A 17,599-nucleotide genomic window follows, 5' to 3' on the forward strand; every position below is an offset into this window, starting at 1 on the left:
GTCTATATCGTTACCATTCTCTTCAGGGTGATGGTCGCGGCGATCATCCCTGTTGGCTATGCCGGCAGGAAAAATTCTCGATTTGCCAATGCAGGGTGTATGACGGATGCGGTGCATGCGAAGGGTCGCCGCATCTTCGTCCAGCTCTGGCATGTCGGGCGCGTCAGCCATGTCGATCTGCACGGCGGCGAGGCGCAGGTAGCTCTGTCGGCGATCCGCGCCGAGGCCAAGACCTTCGTCAACAACGGCTTCGCGGACGCGTCCGCGCCGCGCGCGCTTGAGCTGGACGAGCTGCCCGGCATCGTCGAGAGCTTCCGCCAGGCGGCCGCGAACGCGATGGAGGCTGGTTTCGAAGGGGTAGAGGTGCATGGCGCTAACGGCGATCTGCTCGACGAATTCCTGCGGGAGACGGCGAACGTGCGAACCGACGCCTATGGCGGTTGGATCGGGCGAGCGTTTGCCACGACCGGAATCGGGTCTCAAACGAGAGGTAATGGATCAATCATTGTCGAGATGCCCCTCACCATATGCCGTTTGGTAACCCGATTTATCAATACACCAGCACTGGAGCGCAGCGCCATTTCGATCTCGATTGAAACAGCCCGATGCCGATAAGCATGCTTCTGCCAAGCACGACCATCGATCCTGCGATAGACCACTGCCCGATCACAACGAACAGACCGATGAGCGTGCGCCCTTCTCTCCGACCCGCCAGCGGATAAGGCAAAAGGGCAATCCTCGAGCCACGAAGATCACTGTGGTGACAAGGAGAACTCCGCGCTGCATGGATCGAGCGTTGTCTCAGCGCGAGGGATAACGCGATAAGGGGCAAGACCAGCTAGCATACGGGAAGTGGAATAGCGTGTTCCGCCGTTATCGTCGCTGGGCGACGACGGGCTTTTTCGATGGCTACCCTTTGTCCACGATGCGTAGAACGGGCAGATCACCAAGCCTGCTATCGAATGGAGCTCATGGGCCGTTCCGCGCGCTCCTCATCGGACCTGGTTTTCTGAAGAACCGGCAAGTGCCACTTCGAGCCGATCGACCGAACCGAAATTGGGTTAGCGCTCGCCCGCCGTCATGCTAGTCGCTTGCTCGTAAAAGGGAAAAGCATGGCCCAGGCTGAAAAACTCTATCGGCGCGTGATCGACTTCGCTGCGGCTCAAATGAATGCGGGCACCTTTCCTATCGGTGCTCGCCTGCCAACCGAGCGCGAGCTGGCCGAGAGCCTTGCAGTAAGCAGGGCTACCGTACGCGAGGCGATGGTCGCACTTGAAATCATGGGTGTGGTCGAAATCCGGAAAGGCTCGGGGATCTACGTCGTTGCGCCATCGGCGTTGAATGGCCGGGTCGCCGCGCTCGATATCGGCGCATTCGAGCTACTTGAGGCGCGGCGGAGCATCGAGGCGGAGGTAGCGGCGCTGGCGGCGCAACGGATCGCGGCCGATGAACTCGCCGAGCTCCAGGCGTTGTTGGACGTGATGACGCAGAAGGACATCGCAGCCAGCGAACGGGCGGATCGGGAATTTCATCTTTGCATCGCCAAGGCGACCGGCAACGCCGCGATGGTGAGCGTCGTCACCGATCTGTGGAACATGCGCGACCGCTGTCCGCTGGCACGCACAATCCATCAGCGCGCACGTGGTGGCGACGAGCTGCTGCGCCTCGAGGAGCATCGCACCGTGTTCGACGCCCTGCGTGCGAAGGACCCGGATCATGCCCGGCAGGCGATGCGGGATCATCTCGACGCTGTCATCGATCATCTGTTGGCCAAAACCGAAAGCGACGAACTCGCTGCCGTGCGCCAGCGAAGCGCCGAACTGCGCGGCCGGATGCTCGTCAAATAGGCCTGATAAATTAGCCAGACAAATTGGTTGACAGCGAGTTCGTTACCGCTACCATAACTCATCAAGGCACGGCTCCGGGAGTGAGCCGGCATAGGAGCTGGAAAAGGGTATGTTTGGCGACGTCTTCCTGCGCGAACTGCGCGCATCGACTGCTTTCCTGCTGATCGCGACCGCCGCGTCGCCTGCACTAGCCCAGACCGGTACGGCCGCGCCCGAGCAGGAAACTGTCGATCCCTCTGCCACCGGCAACGAAGACATCGTCGTCACCGGCTATCGCGCGTCGCTGACCAGCCAGACGAACGCCAAGCGGAACTCGATCGGCTTCACCGACACGATCTTCGCCGAGGATATCGGCAAGTTCCCCGACACCAACATCGCCGAATCGGTCAACCGCATCCCCGGCGTGACGATCAGCCGCGAAGTCACCGGCGAAGGCGCGAACGTCGCGATCCGTGGCCTCGGCACCAACTTCACCCGCGTGCTGCTGAACGGTGCGCCGGTCGCGATCGCCTCGGTCCGCTTCGATGCGCAAAGCACCAACCGCGAGGTCGATCTCGACCTGATCCCGACAGAGCTGTTCACGCAGCTGACCGTCAGCAAGTCGCCCACCGCCGGCCAGATCGAGGGCGGCGCCGCCGGCACGGTCAACCTGCGGTCGGCGCGTCCGTTCGACAATCCCAAGCCCTATGTCAGCTATGGCCTGCAGGGGTCGAAGGTCAGCAGCGCCGACAAATGGGGTTATCGCGGTCATGTGCTCGCCAGCGCGACCTTCGGCGACTTCGGCATCCTCGTCGGTGGGGCGGCGGTCAAGAACCAGTTCCGCGTCGACGGGTTCGAGACGGTAGGCTGGACCAACCCGAACCTGACCGCGACGCAGAGCAGCAGCGCGACCCGCAACGCGACCGGCGGCGGCAATTTCACCATTCCGGGCACCGTGCCCGCCAATGCCGGCAACGGCCTCGTTCCCGGCACCGTCATCGATCAGGCGTTCCTGCTGCGCAACAATCCCGGCGCGACGATCGAACAGATCGACAACGGCATCCTGCCGCGTCTTGGCCGGCCACGCACCGAAATCGGCGAACGCACCCGCTATAACGGCCTCGTCAGCCTCGAATGGCGGCCCAGCGACGCGCTGCACTTCTACGTCGACGGGATGTATGCCAAGCGCGATACCGAGTTCACCCGGACCGCGATGAACTGGGCGGTGCGCAACGGCGCTGCGATCCCGCTCAACACCACCTACGATCAGACCAGCTGCTCGGTCGGCTGCACCGTCACCGGCGGCACCTATGCCAACGCGCAGTTCTTCCTCGAATATCGCCCGTACAAGGACACGCAGGATTATTGGGGCGTGAACCCCGGCGTGGAGTTCGTGGTCAACGACTTCATCAAGGGCGATTTCCAGGCGAACTATACCAAGAGCAATTTCCGCCGCGAAAGCCCGACCTTCCTCGTCATCACCCCGCCGAGCAGCGGCACGACCGTCACCTACAGGAACGACGGCGGCATCCCGTCGATCACCACCAACATCGACCTGAACGATCCGCGCAATTTTGGCTGGGCCGGCGGCGGGCGCGTCAACCTGAACGGCGAGGAGCGCGCGACCGAGACGCGGGGGATCCGCGGCAGCCTGTTGTTCGGCGACGAGGCGAAGTTCAGCGTCCGCGTCGGCGGCGCCTATGATGACACCAAGCGCCGGATCACGCCGTTCGACAATACCATTCCGTGGCAGGCCGCGATCTGCGGCAACAACCCCAGCGTCGTGCTGCCCGGCCCGAACCGCCAGCCGATATGCGACGGCGCGAACTTGCCCGGCACGGTCGCGCCGGCGGGCTATCCGACCTATCCGGCCTATGGCACCGCCGCGACGCTGGGCGGCGCACCGCTGATCTATCGCGGTTCGCTGATCCCGACCGCCGCCGTGCCGTCGTTCCTGCTACCCGGCGACAACGGCTATGTCACCGTCGACTGGAACAAGGTGAAGGCCGCGACCGGCTATGACGCACTGCTGGCCGGTGCGACCGAAACGGGGTCGGGCAGCAGCGGCGCGAACGGCGGCCTGATCCGCGAAAAGGTGACCGGCACCTTCGTCGAGATGAACGGCGTGTTCGACATCGGCGACCAGGATACGCTGCGGCTGAACGGCGGCATGCGCTATGTCCGCACCGAACAGATCGTCGGCGGCCGGACCACCATCCCCAATCCGCTCAACACGCGGGGCGGCGTGACCTGCCCGGGCACCAGCCCGACCTTCGCGCTCGATGGGTCGTGCTACGCCCCGATCGTCAACTTCACCGAGACGAACCGGCTCTATTCCAACTTCCTGCCCTCGGCGAGCATCGCCTACAGCTTCGGGCGCAAGGCGGTGGCACGCGGCTCGATCTCAAGAACGATGACGCGGCCCGATCCGAACCAGCTGCTGCCCGGCGCCAGCTTCATCCAGCCATCGGCGGACGTCGGCACGCTCGGCAACAACGCGCTCAACCCGTATATCTCGGACAATATCGACCTCGGCTTCGAATATTACACCGGGGGCGAAGGCGTCATCGCGTTCGCGGCGTTCCGCAAGTCGATCACCGGCTTCACCGTGAACGGCGTGACCACCGTGCCCTTCTCGACGCTCGAACCGTTCGGCATCACCTTCTCGTCGCTGACCCAGGCGCAGCAGCAGGCGCTGCTCGACCGGGCGCGCCCGTCGGGCATCACGCCCGAACAGGTGCCGATCCAGATCCAGCAGCAGGTCAACGCCGACGGCAAGCTGAAGGTCAACGGGCTGGAGTTCCAGATCACCCAGCCGCTCGATTTCCTGACGCGTCATATCGGCGTCGAAGGGTTCGGCGTGCAGGGCAACCTGACCCTGATCGACCAGAAGGGCGAAGGCACCGGCGCACCGGCGATCGCGCTGGGCGTCGCTCCCACTACCTATACGCTGACCGGCTATTACGAAGGCAACGGCCTGTCGGCACGGCTGACCTATACCTATAACGAAGGGTCGCAGCAGTCCGGACTGAACCAGAACGGCATCACCAATGCCGCGATCTTCGGGCGCAGCTACGGCCAGCTCGATTTCTCGGGCAATGTCGACCTCGGCAAGATCCTCGGCAACGACTATCTGCCCACCCTGGTGGTCAACGTCATCAACATCACCAAGGAAGCCCAGGCGAGCTACTTCCAGTTCCCGAACGCGACCTTTAACGAATACAACCCCGGCCGGACGCTGCTGCTCGGTGTACGCGGCAGATTTTGAGTTTGCTTTCCTTCCTTCCCCAAAGGCCTGCTCGGGCCGGTCTTCACGACCGGCCCACTTCTTTTAGGGGCGGTTGGGCCATGTTCTCGCGATCGGAAATGCCAATGCGCCTGCTCTTCTTGGTAACCGCGCTGCTCTTCGCCCTCTCGCCGGTCGCTGTCGTCGCGCAGGCGCGCGATCCTGCGCCGCCACGCCTCGAACAGCGCGGGAAAGCCACGCAGCTCGTCGTCCAGGGCAAGCCGTTCCTCATGCTGGGCGGAGAGATCCATAATTCGAGCAGTAGCGATCTCGCGTACATGACGCCGATCTGGCCGAAGCTGAAGGCGATGAACCTCAACACGGTGCTGGTGCCCATCGCATGGGAGACGATCGAGCCCGTCGAGGGACAGTTTGATTTTGCACTGCTCGACGGGCTGTTGCGCGGCGCCCGCGCGCACGACCTGAAGGTCGTGCTCCTCTGGTTCGGCGCTTGGAAGAACACGTATTCCAGCTACGTCCCCGCCTGGGTGAAGCGGGACCAGACCCGTTTCGCACGCGTGCTGACCGCCGATGGGCGCGGCACCGAGCGGCTGTCGGCCTTTTCCGACGCGGCGCGCGATGCGGATGCACGAGCATTCGCCCGGCTGATGCGCCATCTGAAGGCCATGGACGGCGCGCAGCAGACGGTGATCTCCGTACAGGTCGAGAACGAGGTCGGGGTCATCCCGCAGTCACGCGATCATTCGCCTGCCGCCGAGGCGGCGTTCGCCGGTCCTGTCCCGGCAGTGCTGATGGAGCAGCTCGCCGCGAAGCGGACACGTATTCACCCCGAACTGCGCACCGCCTGGGAGCGGGCCGGCGGCCGGGGGGCGGGGACGTGGCGCGACGTCTTTGGCGACACCGGCATGACGGAATCGCTGTTCATGGCATGGCACTATGCGACCTTCATCGAAAAGGTCACCGCGGCCGGTAAGGCCGAATACGCGCTGCCGATGTTCACCAACGCAGCGCTGATCCGGCCAAACTACCAGCCGGGCCAGTATAATTCCGGCGGTCCGCTGCCCTTCGCGATCGACGTTTACAAGGCGGGTGCGCCCTCGCTCGACTTCCTCGCCCCCGACATCTATTTCGAGGACTATGTGAACTGGGCGTCGCAATATGCGCGGCCGGACAATCCGCTGCTGGTGCCGGAGGCGCGCGGCGGTCCTGCGGGCGCCGCGAACGCACTCTATAGCTACGGGTCGCTCGGTGCGATCGGCTTTTCCCCCTTCGGCATCGACGGTGAGGGCGTGGTGCTTCAGGGGGATGCGAGCATCGGGCTGCAGGCGGCGGGCGAAGGCGATCCGGCGATGGCGCATCTCTACGGCCTGCTCGCTCCGCTCGCCCCGCGCATCCTCGACGCTCAGGCAAAGGGCACGATCTCGACCGTCATCCTCGAAGGCGGCGCCCAGCGGTCGGGTCGCGGGCGGATCGGCGACTATGTGGTCGACGTGCAGCGTGCGACCGGTCCCGACGGCAAGCTCGATCCGCTCAGCCGGGTAGCGGCGATGTTTCTGCAGACCGGACCTGACGAGTTCACCGTCGTCGGTGCGGGCGACATGCAATTGTCCTTCACGACCGACCGCCCGGGCGCGCCGACCGCCGGGATCGAGAGTGTCGATGAACAGTTTCTCGGTGTCACCGGCGCTCCGCGGACCGGTCGCCGGCTAAATGGGGACGAGACGGGGCAAGGACAGGGCCTGCGCCTGTTCTCGACCGATGCTGCGGACCGGAAAGCCTACCGCCTGCGGCTATACCGGTATCGTTGAGGTCGGTGCAGGTCGCGGTTTCGGTCTTCGTGCCGGCACAATCGACCTGCCGAACCGATCGCCTCACCGGGCTCATTTCTGCTGAACAGATGACCGCTTTCCGCAAGGGCGTTCGGAAAGCTGCGCGACCCATCATGAGCCAGCTACAGGCTCGGTGCTGCCAATCTGGCTTTGCAGTATGCGGTCCAACTGCCCGCGCATCGCATCCAGGAAAATGCGTTTCAGCGTCGCCGCATCAGTCGAGGACCCACGCCGTCCGTACGCCAAACGCAAATCCTCCAGAGCGCCCCCAAGGCGCTCGGCGATGCCGCGGGCATGGTAAAATTTGCTGTACCCAGCGGCAACCCGATCGCGATCATCGTGCCGCGAAGAGTGATTTTGCGACGCCAGCAGAACAGGTGTCCGCGGCGGGCGAGGTTAGGATACTTCTCCGCATGTACGGCCGTGTACAGCGAAGAGGACATTCTGGGGGGTAGGGGGCTCCCTCAGGGGGGAAGGACGTCTACAACGCTTTAGTGAAATTGGTCGGGGAGAGAGGATTCGAACCTCCGGCCCCTGCCTCCCGAAGGCAGTGCTCTACCAGGCTGAGCTACTCCCCGACGGAGTATCGACGGGCTGATCGAGGCACCCGCCGTTGCTTGGAGGCGCGCCTATAGCGGGCGGTCGCCGGCTCCGCAAGCGGGATTCGTACGCCGCGCTGTTTGGCTTTGAGCGCGAAGCTGCTACGGGGCGGACACGACCTTCTCTTACCGATTGTGTGACCGTGGCCACTCCGCTCGACAAACTGCGTAATTTCTCGATCATCGCCCATATCGACCATGGCAAGTCGACGCTTGCCGACCGGCTGATCCAACGCACCGGCGGCCTCGCCGAGCGTGAGATGTCGGCGCAGGTGCTCGACAATATGGAGATCGAGAAGGAACGCGGCATCACCATCAAGGCGCAGACGGTGCGGCTCGAATGGAAGGGCCATGTCCTCAACCTGATGGACACGCCGGGCCATGTCGACTTCGCCTACGAAGTGTCGCGGTCGCTGGCGGCGTGCGAGGGCGCGCTGCTGGTGGTCGACGCGGCGCAGGGGGTCGAGGCGCAGACTCTTGCAAATGTCTATCAATCGATCGAGCATGACCATGAGATCATCCCGGTCATCAACAAGATCGATTTGCCTGCGGCCGAGCCCGAGAAGGTCAAGGCCGAGATCGAGGACCTGATCGGCCTCGACACCTCGCGCGCGGTGCTGGCATCGGCCAAGGCCGGGATCGGCATCGACGAGATCCTCGATGCGATCGTCGAACAGATTCCGCCGCCCAAGGGCGATGCCGCCGCGCCGTTGAAGGCGATGCTGGTCGACAGCTGGTACGATCCGTATCTCGGCGTCGTCATCCTGATCCGCGTGATCGACGGGTCGATCCGCAAGGGTCAGCAGATCAAGTTCATGAACGCCGACACGACGCATCTGGTCGACCGCGTCGGCGCGTTCCGGCCGAAGATCGAGCAGCTGCCCGACCTCGGCCCCGGCGAGATCGGCTTCATCACCGCGCAGATCAAGGAAGTGGCGCAGACGATGGTCGGCGACACGATCACCGACGCCAAGCGTCCGACCGCCGAACCGCTGCCGGGGTTCAAGGAAGTGCAGTCGGTGGTGTTCTGCGGCCTGTTCCCGGTCGATGCCGCTGATTTCGACAAGCTGCGCGAGTCGATCAGCAAGCTGCGGCTGAACGATGCCAGCTTCACCTTTGAAATGGAAAGCTCGGCTGCCTTGGGCTTCGGGTTCCGTTGCGGGTTCCTGGGGTTGCTGCATCTGGAGATCATTCAGGAGCGGCTGACGCGCGAATACGACCTCGACCTGATCACGACCGCGCCGTCGGTGGTGTATCAGATCGAACTGACCCATCCCGATCCGGCGGGCATAACCGAGATCGACCTGCACAATCCGGCCGACATGCCCGACGTCAACAAGATCAAGACGATCAGCGAGCCGTGGATCAAGGCGACGATCTATGTCCCCGACGAATATCTGGGCGGCATATTGAAGCTGTGTCAGGACCGGCGCGGCATCCAGCTGAACCTGACCTATGTCAGCGGTCGGGCGCAGGCGACCTATGAACTGCCGCTCAACGAAGTGGTGTTCGATTTCTACGACCGGTTGAAGTCGCTGTCGAAAGGCTATGCCAGCTTCGATTACGAACAGATCGGCTATCGCGAGGGCGATCTGGTCAAGATGAGCATTCTGGTCAACGAAGAGCCGGTCGACGCACTGTCGATGATCGTCCATCGCGGGACCGCCGAAGTCCGCGGGCGCGGTATGGTCGAGCGGCTGAAGGAACTGATCCCGCGCCACCTGTTCAAGATTCCGATCCAGGCGGCGATCGGCGGCAAGGTGATCGCGCGCGAAACGATCAGCGCGATGCGCAAGGACGTGACCGCCAAATGCTATGGCGGCGACGCCAGCCGCAAGCGCAAGCTGCTCGACAAGCAGAAGAAGGGCAAGGCGAAGATGCGCGAATACGGATCGGTCAGCATCCCGCAGGAAGCCTTCATCGCCGCATTGCGCATGGGCGACGAAAGCTGATCCCGGCCCCGACCGGTGTCGGGGTGATCATCAACGGACAATATAAAAGCGGCCGATGCCACGGGGCACCGGCCGCTTTTTGATGTAGGCAGTGCTGGCTTACGCCAGAACGCTCATCACCATCTGGACGGTCAGTGCCACCCCGGCCCAGCCGATCGCGGCCATACCGACCATAGTGGCGATGGTCGCTCGCCCGGAATATTTGGTGTGCATCCTCGCCCTCCTTGTTCTTGTCTGGGACAGATTGTTCGAAACCGGCGACGATTGCAAATTTGTGATTGCCCGGATTTGGCGTAAAATTGCTGCAGAAACCGTGCGTTTGCTGCGCCGCACAACGAAATTTGCGCAGTGCAAAAACTGCGTTCCGACCGGACGTGCCAAAATGGAACGATATTTTTGGCGCGCCTTCGCATCTGCAATGCGTGGTTAATGCGGCCCGACAGCCTGAAAATTTTTTTTCGACCCCGTTTGGCGTAGCGAAATTAGGGCAGATTCGGGCTGCAAACGTTTCGCGAGCGATTCGTGATGGATGGTTCTGATCTAATTTTACCGTGGAACTTTTGGCCGATTCGAACGTCGGCGGGGCGCCGGTTTCGGCATTACGACATGGAGAACGACATGACCGACACTGATCGAACGTTCGGCGGCGCGCAGCAGGCTACCGATCAGATGAAGGCAGCAGGCGATCGGATGCAGGCGGCCGGCACGCAGATGACCGAACAGGGATCGCAGCTCGGCCTGACCATCCTGTCGCAGGCCGAATCCAATACGCAGGAAGCGTTCAAGGCGATGCGCGCAGCCGCGCAGGCCCGCGACCTGAACGAAGTGATGAAGATCCAGTCGGAATATATGCGCGAACAGGGATCGCGATCGATGACGCAGGCCCGCGAAGTCGGCGAGATGATCGCCCAGTTCGGACGCAGCGCCATCGGACAGATGACCGGGCGCGACTGATCGGTCTATGCCGATGATCCGTCGCGGCCATGGGCTGCGACGCATGGGGCGTGGCGGAAGCTGAGGGGATTGGAATGGGTCGTTGGTTTCTGTGGCTGTTCGCTCTGCTGACGCTGGCAGGAACCGCAATTGCCCAGTCGAAGCCGCCGGTGGTGCTGGCCGCTGCCAGCCTGCAGGAATCGATGAACGCGGCGGCGGATGCATGGGCCGGGCGTGGCCATGTCCGGCCGACGCTGTCCTTTGCCGCCAGTTCGGCGCTGGCGCGGCAGGCCGCGGCGGGCGCGCCGGCCGACCTGTTCGTGTTGGCCGATGTCGAGTGGATGGACGATCTCGATCGGCGGGGACTGCTTGCGCCGAACACCCGTGTTAACTTGCTCGGTAACCGGCTGGTCCTGATCGCGCCGGTCGACAGCAAGGTTCGCGTGGCGTTGCGTCCGGGTGTCGACGTGGCGCGGGCGCTGAACGGCGGACGGCTGGCGATGGCCGATCCCGATGCGGTGCCGGCGGGGCGCTATGGCAAGGCGGCATTGACCCGGCTCGGCGCATGGGCCGGCGTCGCGCCGTCGGTGGTGCGTGCGGAGAATGTTCGCGCCGCGCTGGCGCTGGTCGAGCGCGGGGTCGCGCCGCTCGGCATCGTCTATGCCACCGATGCCAAGGCGTCGGCGAAGGTGCGGATCGTCGGCGTCTTTCCGGCGGCGAGCCATCCGCCAATCGTCTATCCGATCGCGCGGCTGAAGGCATCGCGCAACGTCGACGGCGAGCGATTCCGCCGGTTTCTGATCAGCCCGGCCGGCAAGTCGATCTTCAAACGCTACGGCTTTTCCGCGCGCTGATGATCGGCTGATGATCGATAGCGCCGAGTGGGCGATCGTCCTGTTGTCGTTGAAGATCGGCGGGGTGGCGATGCTGGCGGCGCTGCCGGTCGCCTATGCACTGGCATGGACGTTGGCGCGCGGGCGATTTCCGGGAAAGGTGCTGCTCGACGGGGTCGTCCATCTGCCGCTGGTGCTGCCGCCGGTGGTGACCGGGTGGCTGTTGCTGCTGGCGTTCGCGCCAGGCGGACCGATCGGTGGCTGGCTGGAATCATGGTTCGGGGTGAGCGTATTGTTCCGATGGACCGGGGCGGCGATCGCGGCGGCGGTGATGGCGCTGCCGCTGATGGTCCGTGCGATCCGTTTGTCGATTGAGGGCGTCGACCGGCGGCTGGAAAGCGTCGCACGGACGCTGGGGGCCGGGCGCGTGCGGGTCTTCTGGACGGTGACTGCGCCCCTAAGCCTGCCGGGCATGCTGGCCGGCATGGTGCTGGGCTTCGCCCGCGCGTTGGGGGAGTTTGGGGCAACGATCACTTTCGTATCCAACGTGCCGGGCGAAACCGCGACGCTGCCGATCGCGATCTACAGCGCGTTGCAGGTGCCCGGCGGAGAGATCGGCGTCGTCCGGCTGGCTGCGCTGTCGGTGGCGCTGTCGCTGATCGCGCTGGTGCTGTCCGAATGGCTGGCGCGGCGTGGTGGTCGGGGCGGCCATGTCCTTTGATATCGACGTCACCGTCCGGCTGGGCGAGGCGGTGGTCGGCGCGATCGTGCCGGATGACGGACAGGACAGCGGACTGACGGTGCTGTTCGGCCCGTCGGGGGTCGGCAAATCGAGCGTGCTCAACATGGTCGCGGGGTTGCTGCGCCCGGCGGCAGGGCATGTCCGGGTCGGCGGGCGCACACTGTACGACAGCGCGGCGGGAATCGACGTCGCAGTACCCGACCGATGCTGCGGCTATGTGTTTCAGGAGCCGCGCCTGTTCCCGCACCGCCGGGTCGCGGCCAATCTGCGCTATGGGATGGGGCGGGGCACGCCGCCGATCGGTTATGCCGACATGATCGCGCTGCTGGGGCTGGAGCATCTGCTCGACCGCTGGCCCGCGACCCTGTCGGGCGGCGAGGCGAAGCGGGTGGCGATCGGGCGGGCGCTGTTGTCGGGCGCGCGGTTCCTGTTGATGGATGAACCGCTCGCCTCGCTCGACCGGGGGCGGCGTGAAGAATTGATGGTCGCGATCGAACGGCTGCGCGACACGCTGCGCCTGCCGATCCTGTACGTCACCCATGATGCGGCGGAGGCGGAACGGTTGGCTACGCGCATCGTCGTGATGTGACCATGGTGCCGCCGCGATCGGGCATGATGACGATCCCGAAACGATCGGGAGTTTGCGATGCGGATGATGGTGGCAGGGTTGGCGATGATGCCGGCAGACGCGCAGGACATCGAACCCGATGGCCCCGACATTGTCGTCACCGCCGGCAAGCCGTTGCGCGTCGATGCGAAGCTGCTGCGCGCAGCCCAGCGGCGTTTTGCGGAGGATCGACCGGCCCATGCCCCGCGAGCGACGCTCCGGTTCGAATTGTGGCGCGGGTACAGCCGGATATCGGCCACCGACGTCGGCCTGGCGCTGACCGACGGGGCGGGAGGGCAATTGCCGGTCACGATCGATGGCGATGGCCGGGTGGTATTCGCGACCTTGCCCGCCGGACGCTGGTTCCTCACCGCGCCGGCGCAGTCGCAGGGCATGCACCTGCGACCGATCGTCTTGTCGAGTGGTACCAGTGTGGAGGACCGACGACTGGGCGACCTGCGCGCACAATGCCGGGTGATGGTGGCCATGGCAAAGGCGGATGCGTCGTTGCTGGCGATGCCGCTGATCGGGATGTTCGATGCGATCGGCGGATGCGCCAGCAAACGCTTCGGTTTCTACCATCCGGTAGAGCATCCGTTGGCCAGCGCGACGGCGACGGGTGCGGGCGTCATGCGTACGCTGCGGCTGTCTGTAACGTCGACCTCGTATGAAGCGCCGCTGTCCGATCGCAACCTGCCCAATGACGCGCGGGTCAGGCTCGCCTATCGCTGATCGTCTGTGCCGGGCATCGGTACGCGCGCCGTCTGTCCGCCGCGGGTGAAATAGGCGGCGTCGATCGCGAGGCTGCGCAATTGCCAGCCATCGACGCTGTCGCCGGGCGACAGGGTGCGCGTGCCCTCTGCGCCGCGGACCAGCGCGACGGCATCGCGCCCGAGCCGCCCGACCACGCCCAGCAACACCGGCGCGTCATCGGGCAATGCATCGGCGGCGGGCGGGGCGAACAGCGTCCGGGCAAAGGCGGCGCGCATCGGCGGCGGGGTGGCCGGGGCGGCCAGCGGCCCGACCACCGGCGCCGGTGCCTTACCGCGATCGGTGTCGCGCAACAGCCATGGCGGCAGTGCGAGCGCGACCAGCGCCGCCGTCGCGATCAGCCCATGGTCGCGCAGGCTCATCCCCGCCATGGGGCCACCAGTCGGGCGTCGAGCCGCACCCCGCCCGGGGCCGAGGTGAGTCGCCATGCCGCTATCCGCACCGGCGGGCCGCCCCGTTCGAGCAGATCGGCGAACGCCACCACCGCCTTTTCGCTGCCCGATGCACGCAGGGTCAGGATGGCGAGCGGGGCGGGGGCGGCGGGATCGGCGGCAAGGCTTTCGACCAGCACCCCGCCGCGCGCGGCATGGGTACGGACGCGGGCCGCCAGACGGCGGGCGGCATCTGCGGCATTGTCGGCGGGGAAGGCCGCACCGGCGACCGCGACCGCTGCAGGGATGGTTGTCGCGTCGGCGCGGGCACTGTCGCGATCGGCACGGGCGTTCGCGAGGTCGTCGAGCGCGTCGGTCGTCGGAACGGCGAGCAGCGCGGCGATGCCGAGCGCGATCAGCGGCAGGCGCGGCGTCATCGCGGCTGTTCCAGCGTGATCCGCATCCGCCCGTCGCCATCGGCGCGGCTCTGCGCGACGGCGCGCAGCCCGCCCAGCGCCGGATCGCGACGGAGCGCCGACAGGGCGCGATCGGGATCGGGGGCGGCGACGTCGATGGTCAGCGGGCCGGTGTTGCGCTCGACGCGCAGCAGCGCGGCATCCTCCGGCAGCGCGCGGGCGATCGCCTCCACGGTCGCGCCGAGTGTCGGCGCATTCCACGCCATGGCGAGCGCGGCGCGGCCACGATCACGTTCGGTGCGCGCCGCGACGGCCGGTGCCGATCGTTCGGTCAGGGTGCGGGTCTCGCGCCGGACGTGCGCGGTCATCAGCGTCGCCCCGGCAAGCGTCAGCAGCGGGGCGGCGACGATCGCGAGCGCGAGGATCAGGGCGGCACGATCGGGCCGGGGCCGTTCGGCCGGCTGCGGGGGTGGATCGGCCGGTACTGGTGGGCGCGATGCCGGCCGCGCCGCGCCCAGCGCCCGGTCGAACAGGCTGGGCCGCACGGGCGCGCTGTCATTGGCGGGGCGGGGATCGGCCATGGCCCGCTCCTACGCCCGGGGGCGGTCGGTGGACAAGCGCGATCGGGCCGGCGTCGTCGATCGGCACCCCCGTCACGGAACCGTCTTCATTCCGCCACGCGATCGTCTTCGATCCGCAATCGCCGTGTCGCAGCTTTGCGCCAACGGGGGGCTGGGGAGGACGCCGGCGGTGCCGGCTTCCGGGACAAATTGCGGGGATTTCCATGGCGAACAACGACCTGACCATCGGATACGATGATGGCGATATCGAAACGAATCTGAGCAACGGACCGAACCTGCAGGATCTGGTCGACCAGCGGTATTCGCGGCGGCAAGCGCTGCGCGGCGGTGCGTCGACCGCGGCGGTCGCGGTGTTCGGCGGGTCGCTGCTCGCCGCGTGCGACGACAAGGTCGAGGGCATCGACAACACCCCGCCGGTCGTCGGCGGCCGGTCGAGTGGTGCCACCACCGGTGGCCGCGTGGTCGTGCTGACCGGCACCGCCACCGACGACAACGCCATCGTCACCCAGGCCTTTACGCAGGTGTCGGGTCCGACCGTCGCGCTGTCGAACGCGAACACCGGTGCCGCAAGCTTCATGGCGCCGGCGGTATCGACCGCGACCAACCTCGTCTTCCGCTACACCGCGACCGACGTGAAGGGTGCTGCGAGCAGCACCGACATCACCGTCGCGGTCGCTCCGCCGACGCTGGGCTTCTCCGCCGTTCCCAAGAGCCTTGCCGACGCGCTGACCGTTCCGGCGGGCTATACCGCGACCGTCCTGTACCGGCTGGGCGATCCGCTCAACAGCGCGACTGCCGCCTATGCCAATAACGGCACCGATACCGGCTTTTCGGCGCGTGCGGGCGATCATCACGACGGCATGAGCTATTTCGGTCTCGCCGCCAGCGGCACCGCGCAGGACGCGAACAATTCGACGCGTGGCGTGCTGGTGATGAACCACGAGAATATCTCGGAACAGTATCTGCACGTGAACGGCGTGACGTCGGTCAACGGCGTCCGTCCGACCGCCGAAGTGGTCAAGGAAATGGAATGCCACGGCGTGTCGGTGGTCGAAGTGACCCGCGCGTCGACCGGTGGCTGGAGCTATGTGCAGGGGTCGGCGCTGAACCGCCGGATCACGCCCTATACGCCGACGACGTTCAGCGGTCCGGTGCGCGGCAGCGCGTTGCTGTTCACCGCCTATTCGACCGATGGTACCGCCGGGCGCGGCACGATCAACAATTGCGCCAACGGCCATATGCCGTGGGAAACGTACATGACCTGCGAGGAAAACTGGGCAGGCTATTTCCGGCGGGACGCGGGCGACAATGTGCGGCGCGCGGCCGCGCTGGGTACGAAGGCGGTGCAGGCGTTCACCCGCTACGGCCTGAACACCGCGAGCGGCGACACGCTGCGCGGCGGCAATTACGCCTGGACCACGGCGGCAGAGGCCGTTTCGGGCCAGACGCTGATCCGCAAGTTCAACGCGACCGTCGACGCCACGCAGCCCGCCAACGGCACCGGCGACTTCCGCAACGAACCGAACCAATATGGCTGGTGCGTCGAGATCGATCCCTATGATCCGGCCGCCGCGCCGCGCAAGCGCACCGCGCTCGGCCGGATGAACCACGAAGGCGTATGGCCGGGCCGCGTGTTCGCCGGGGTCAAGCCGGCCTTCTACATGGGCGACGACGCGCAGAACGAATATATCTACAAGTTCGTGTCGAACACCGCATGGGTCGCGGCGGATGCGGCGGCGACCAACCGCCTTGCGATCGGTGACAAATATCTGGACAGCGGCACGCTGTACGTCGCGAAGTTCAACGCCGATGGCTCGGGCGAATGGATCGCGCTGGTGTTCGGGCAGAACGGCCTGACCGCCACCAACCCGCTCTATGCCTTTGCCGATCAGGCCGATGTACTGACGCATTGTCGCCTTGCCGGCGATGCGGTCGGCGCGACGCGGATGGATCGTCCCGAATGGACCGCGGTCAACCCGGCGACCGGCGAGATGTACTGCACGCTGACCAACAACTCGTCGCGCGCACCGGCACAAGTCGACGCCGCCAATCCGCGGTCGTACATCGACCCGCGCACCAACGGCACGCGTTCGACCGGCAATGCCAACGGCCATATCGTCCGCCTGCGCGAGCGCGGCGACACGACCGAAGCGACGGCGTTCACGTGGGACGTCTATGCCTTTGGTGCCGGTTCGGACCTCGAACCGACCAACATCAACCTGTCGAGCCTCGACGCGACCAACGACTTCTCCAGCCCGGACGGCCTGTGGTTCGGCCGCGCGTCGAACGCCAGCGGACAGGTGACGCCGGTGCTGTGGATCCAGACCGACGACGGTGCCTATACCGACGTCACCAACTGCATGATGCTGGCGGCGATGCCGGGCACCGTCGGCGACGGCGGCACGCGCACGATCACCAATACCGGCGTGTCGGCGACCAGCACCGCCACGACCCGTATCGGCAAGGCACCGGGCACGACGCTGCGCCGCTTCCTGGTCGGGCCGGTCGGCTGCGAGATCACCGGCGTCGATTCGACGCCGGATGGCCGGTCGCTGTTCGTGAACATCCAGCATCCCGGTGAGAACGGCAACCTGTCGAACATCACCAGCATCTGGCCGGCGACGACGGCGGGCAGCCGTCCGCGATCGGCGACGGTGGTCATCACCAAGGAGGACAATGGCGTGGTCGCGCTGTAAGTCTTTGGTTCTACGGTATCGGGGCGGGCGGTGGTCGAAAGGCCGCCGCCCGTTTCGCGTTCAAAGGTCACAAAGGTCACACTCGTGCGCATCGTGCGGCGAGTGCGGTTCCGGTACATCGACCCAGAGTTGCACCGGGCGACTGCGGACGCGGCGGACCGATTTCAGCGCCGTGGCGGCGTTGCGCGTCGTGAAC

15 protein-coding genes and 1 tRNA gene are annotated in these 17,599 nt (G+C 65.7%); 12 read left to right on the top strand and 4 right to left on the bottom strand.

From position 1 onward, the window contains the following. Positions 1–30: 30 nt before the first annotated feature. From ASE90_RS20375 to ASE90_RS15005, 4 genes are all read left to right on the top strand, one after another. Positions 31–615: a hypothetical protein gene (locus tag ASE90_RS20375; RefSeq protein WP_200910920.1), complete on the top strand. Its 585-nt coding sequence runs from the start codon at positions 31–33 to the stop codon at positions 613–615. A 497-nt stretch (positions 616–1,112) separates the two neighbouring features. After that, complete coding sequence (locus tag ASE90_RS14995; RefSeq protein WP_056002517.1) at positions 1,113–1,847, top strand: FadR/GntR family transcriptional regulator; 735 nt, start codon at positions 1,113–1,115, stop codon at positions 1,845–1,847. A 109-nt stretch (positions 1,848–1,956) separates the two neighbouring features. Then, complete coding sequence (locus ASE90_RS15000) at positions 1,957–5,094, top strand: TonB-dependent receptor (RefSeq protein ID WP_056002520.1); 3,138 nt, start codon at positions 1,957–1,959, stop codon at positions 5,092–5,094. A gap of 104 nt (positions 5,095–5,198) precedes the next feature. Next, positions 5,199–6,881: a DUF5597 domain-containing protein gene (locus ASE90_RS15005; RefSeq protein ID WP_056002523.1), complete on the top strand. Its 1,683-nt coding sequence runs from the start codon at positions 5,199–5,201 to the stop codon at positions 6,879–6,881. 522 nt (positions 6,882–7,403) lie between these two features. Here ASE90_RS15005 and ASE90_RS15010 read toward each other — a convergent pair. Beyond that, a tRNA-Pro gene (locus ASE90_RS15010) sits at positions 7,404–7,480 on the bottom strand. A 164-nt stretch (positions 7,481–7,644) separates the two neighbouring features. Between ASE90_RS15010 and lepA the strand changes: the two genes are divergently transcribed. From lepA to ASE90_RS15040, 7 genes are all read left to right on the top strand, one after another. Next, on the top strand, positions 7,645–9,453 hold the full coding sequence (gene lepA / locus ASE90_RS15015; protein ID WP_056003014.1) for a translation elongation factor 4: 1,809 nt from the start codon (positions 7,645–7,647) through the stop codon (positions 9,451–9,453). 91 nt (positions 9,454–9,544) lie between these two features. After that, the gene (locus ASE90_RS20050) at positions 9,545–9,883 is read left to right on the top strand and encodes a hypothetical protein (RefSeq protein WP_156361610.1); all 339 of its coding nucleotides are present in this window, start codon (positions 9,545–9,547) and stop codon (positions 9,881–9,883) included. 188 nt (positions 9,884–10,071) lie between these two features. Continuing rightward, on the top strand, positions 10,072–10,407 hold the full coding sequence (locus ASE90_RS15020; protein WP_056003017.1) for a phasin family protein: 336 nt from the start codon (positions 10,072–10,074) through the stop codon (positions 10,405–10,407). 74 nt (positions 10,408–10,481) lie between these two features. Next, a complete protein-coding gene (modA, locus tag ASE90_RS15025; protein WP_056002526.1) occupies positions 10,482–11,240 on the top strand; it encodes a molybdate ABC transporter substrate-binding protein in 759 nt (252 codons plus the stop codon). A gap of 10 nt (positions 11,241–11,250) precedes the next feature. Further along, on the top strand, positions 11,251–11,940 hold the full coding sequence (gene modB / locus ASE90_RS15030; RefSeq protein WP_056002529.1) for a molybdate ABC transporter permease subunit: 690 nt from the start codon (positions 11,251–11,253) through the stop codon (positions 11,938–11,940). Then, positions 11,930–12,550: an ATP-binding cassette domain-containing protein gene (locus tag ASE90_RS15035; protein WP_056003020.1), complete on the top strand. Its 621-nt coding sequence runs from the start codon at positions 11,930–11,932 to the stop codon at positions 12,548–12,550. Before modB ends, ASE90_RS15035 begins: the two co-directional genes overlap by 11 nt. A 57-nt stretch (positions 12,551–12,607) precedes the next feature. Next, positions 12,608–13,300, top strand: a complete 693-nt coding sequence (locus ASE90_RS15040; RefSeq protein WP_056002532.1) for a hypothetical protein — start codon at positions 12,608–12,610, stop codon at positions 13,298–13,300. Here the strand turns inward: ASE90_RS15040 and ASE90_RS15045 are convergent. Genes ASE90_RS15045 through ASE90_RS15055 form a run of 3 tightly spaced genes read right to left on the bottom strand, consistent with a single transcriptional unit; the run spans position 13,291 to position 14,707 of the window. Beyond that, the gene (locus ASE90_RS15045) at positions 13,291–13,710 is read right to left on the bottom strand and encodes a hypothetical protein (RefSeq protein ID WP_235531852.1); all 420 of its coding nucleotides are present in this window, start codon (positions 13,708–13,710) and stop codon (positions 13,291–13,293) included. The two genes, ASE90_RS15040 and ASE90_RS15045, sit on opposite strands and share 10 nt — an antisense overlap. After that, complete coding sequence (locus tag ASE90_RS15050) at positions 13,698–14,147, bottom strand: hypothetical protein (protein WP_056002537.1); 450 nt, start codon at positions 14,145–14,147, stop codon at positions 13,698–13,700. Before ASE90_RS15050 ends, ASE90_RS15045 begins: the two co-directional genes overlap by 13 nt. Beyond that, the gene (locus tag ASE90_RS15055) at positions 14,144–14,707 is read right to left on the bottom strand and encodes a hypothetical protein (protein WP_056002542.1); all 564 of its coding nucleotides are present in this window, start codon (positions 14,705–14,707) and stop codon (positions 14,144–14,146) included. The genes ASE90_RS15050 and ASE90_RS15055 overlap by 4 nt, the downstream gene beginning before the upstream one ends. Positions 14,708–14,910: 203 nt before the next feature. On the opposite strand from ASE90_RS15055, the gene ASE90_RS15060 reads away from it, so the two are divergent. After that, on the top strand, positions 14,911–17,403 hold the full coding sequence (locus tag ASE90_RS15060) for a PhoX family protein (protein WP_056002545.1): 2,493 nt from the start codon (positions 14,911–14,913) through the stop codon (positions 17,401–17,403). Positions 17,404–17,599: the final 196 nt, after the last annotated feature.

The sequence above is a fragment of the Sphingomonas sp. Leaf67 genome, assembly GCF_001421965.1.
Classification (GTDB): domain Bacteria; phylum Pseudomonadota; class Alphaproteobacteria; order Sphingomonadales; family Sphingomonadaceae; genus Sphingomonas.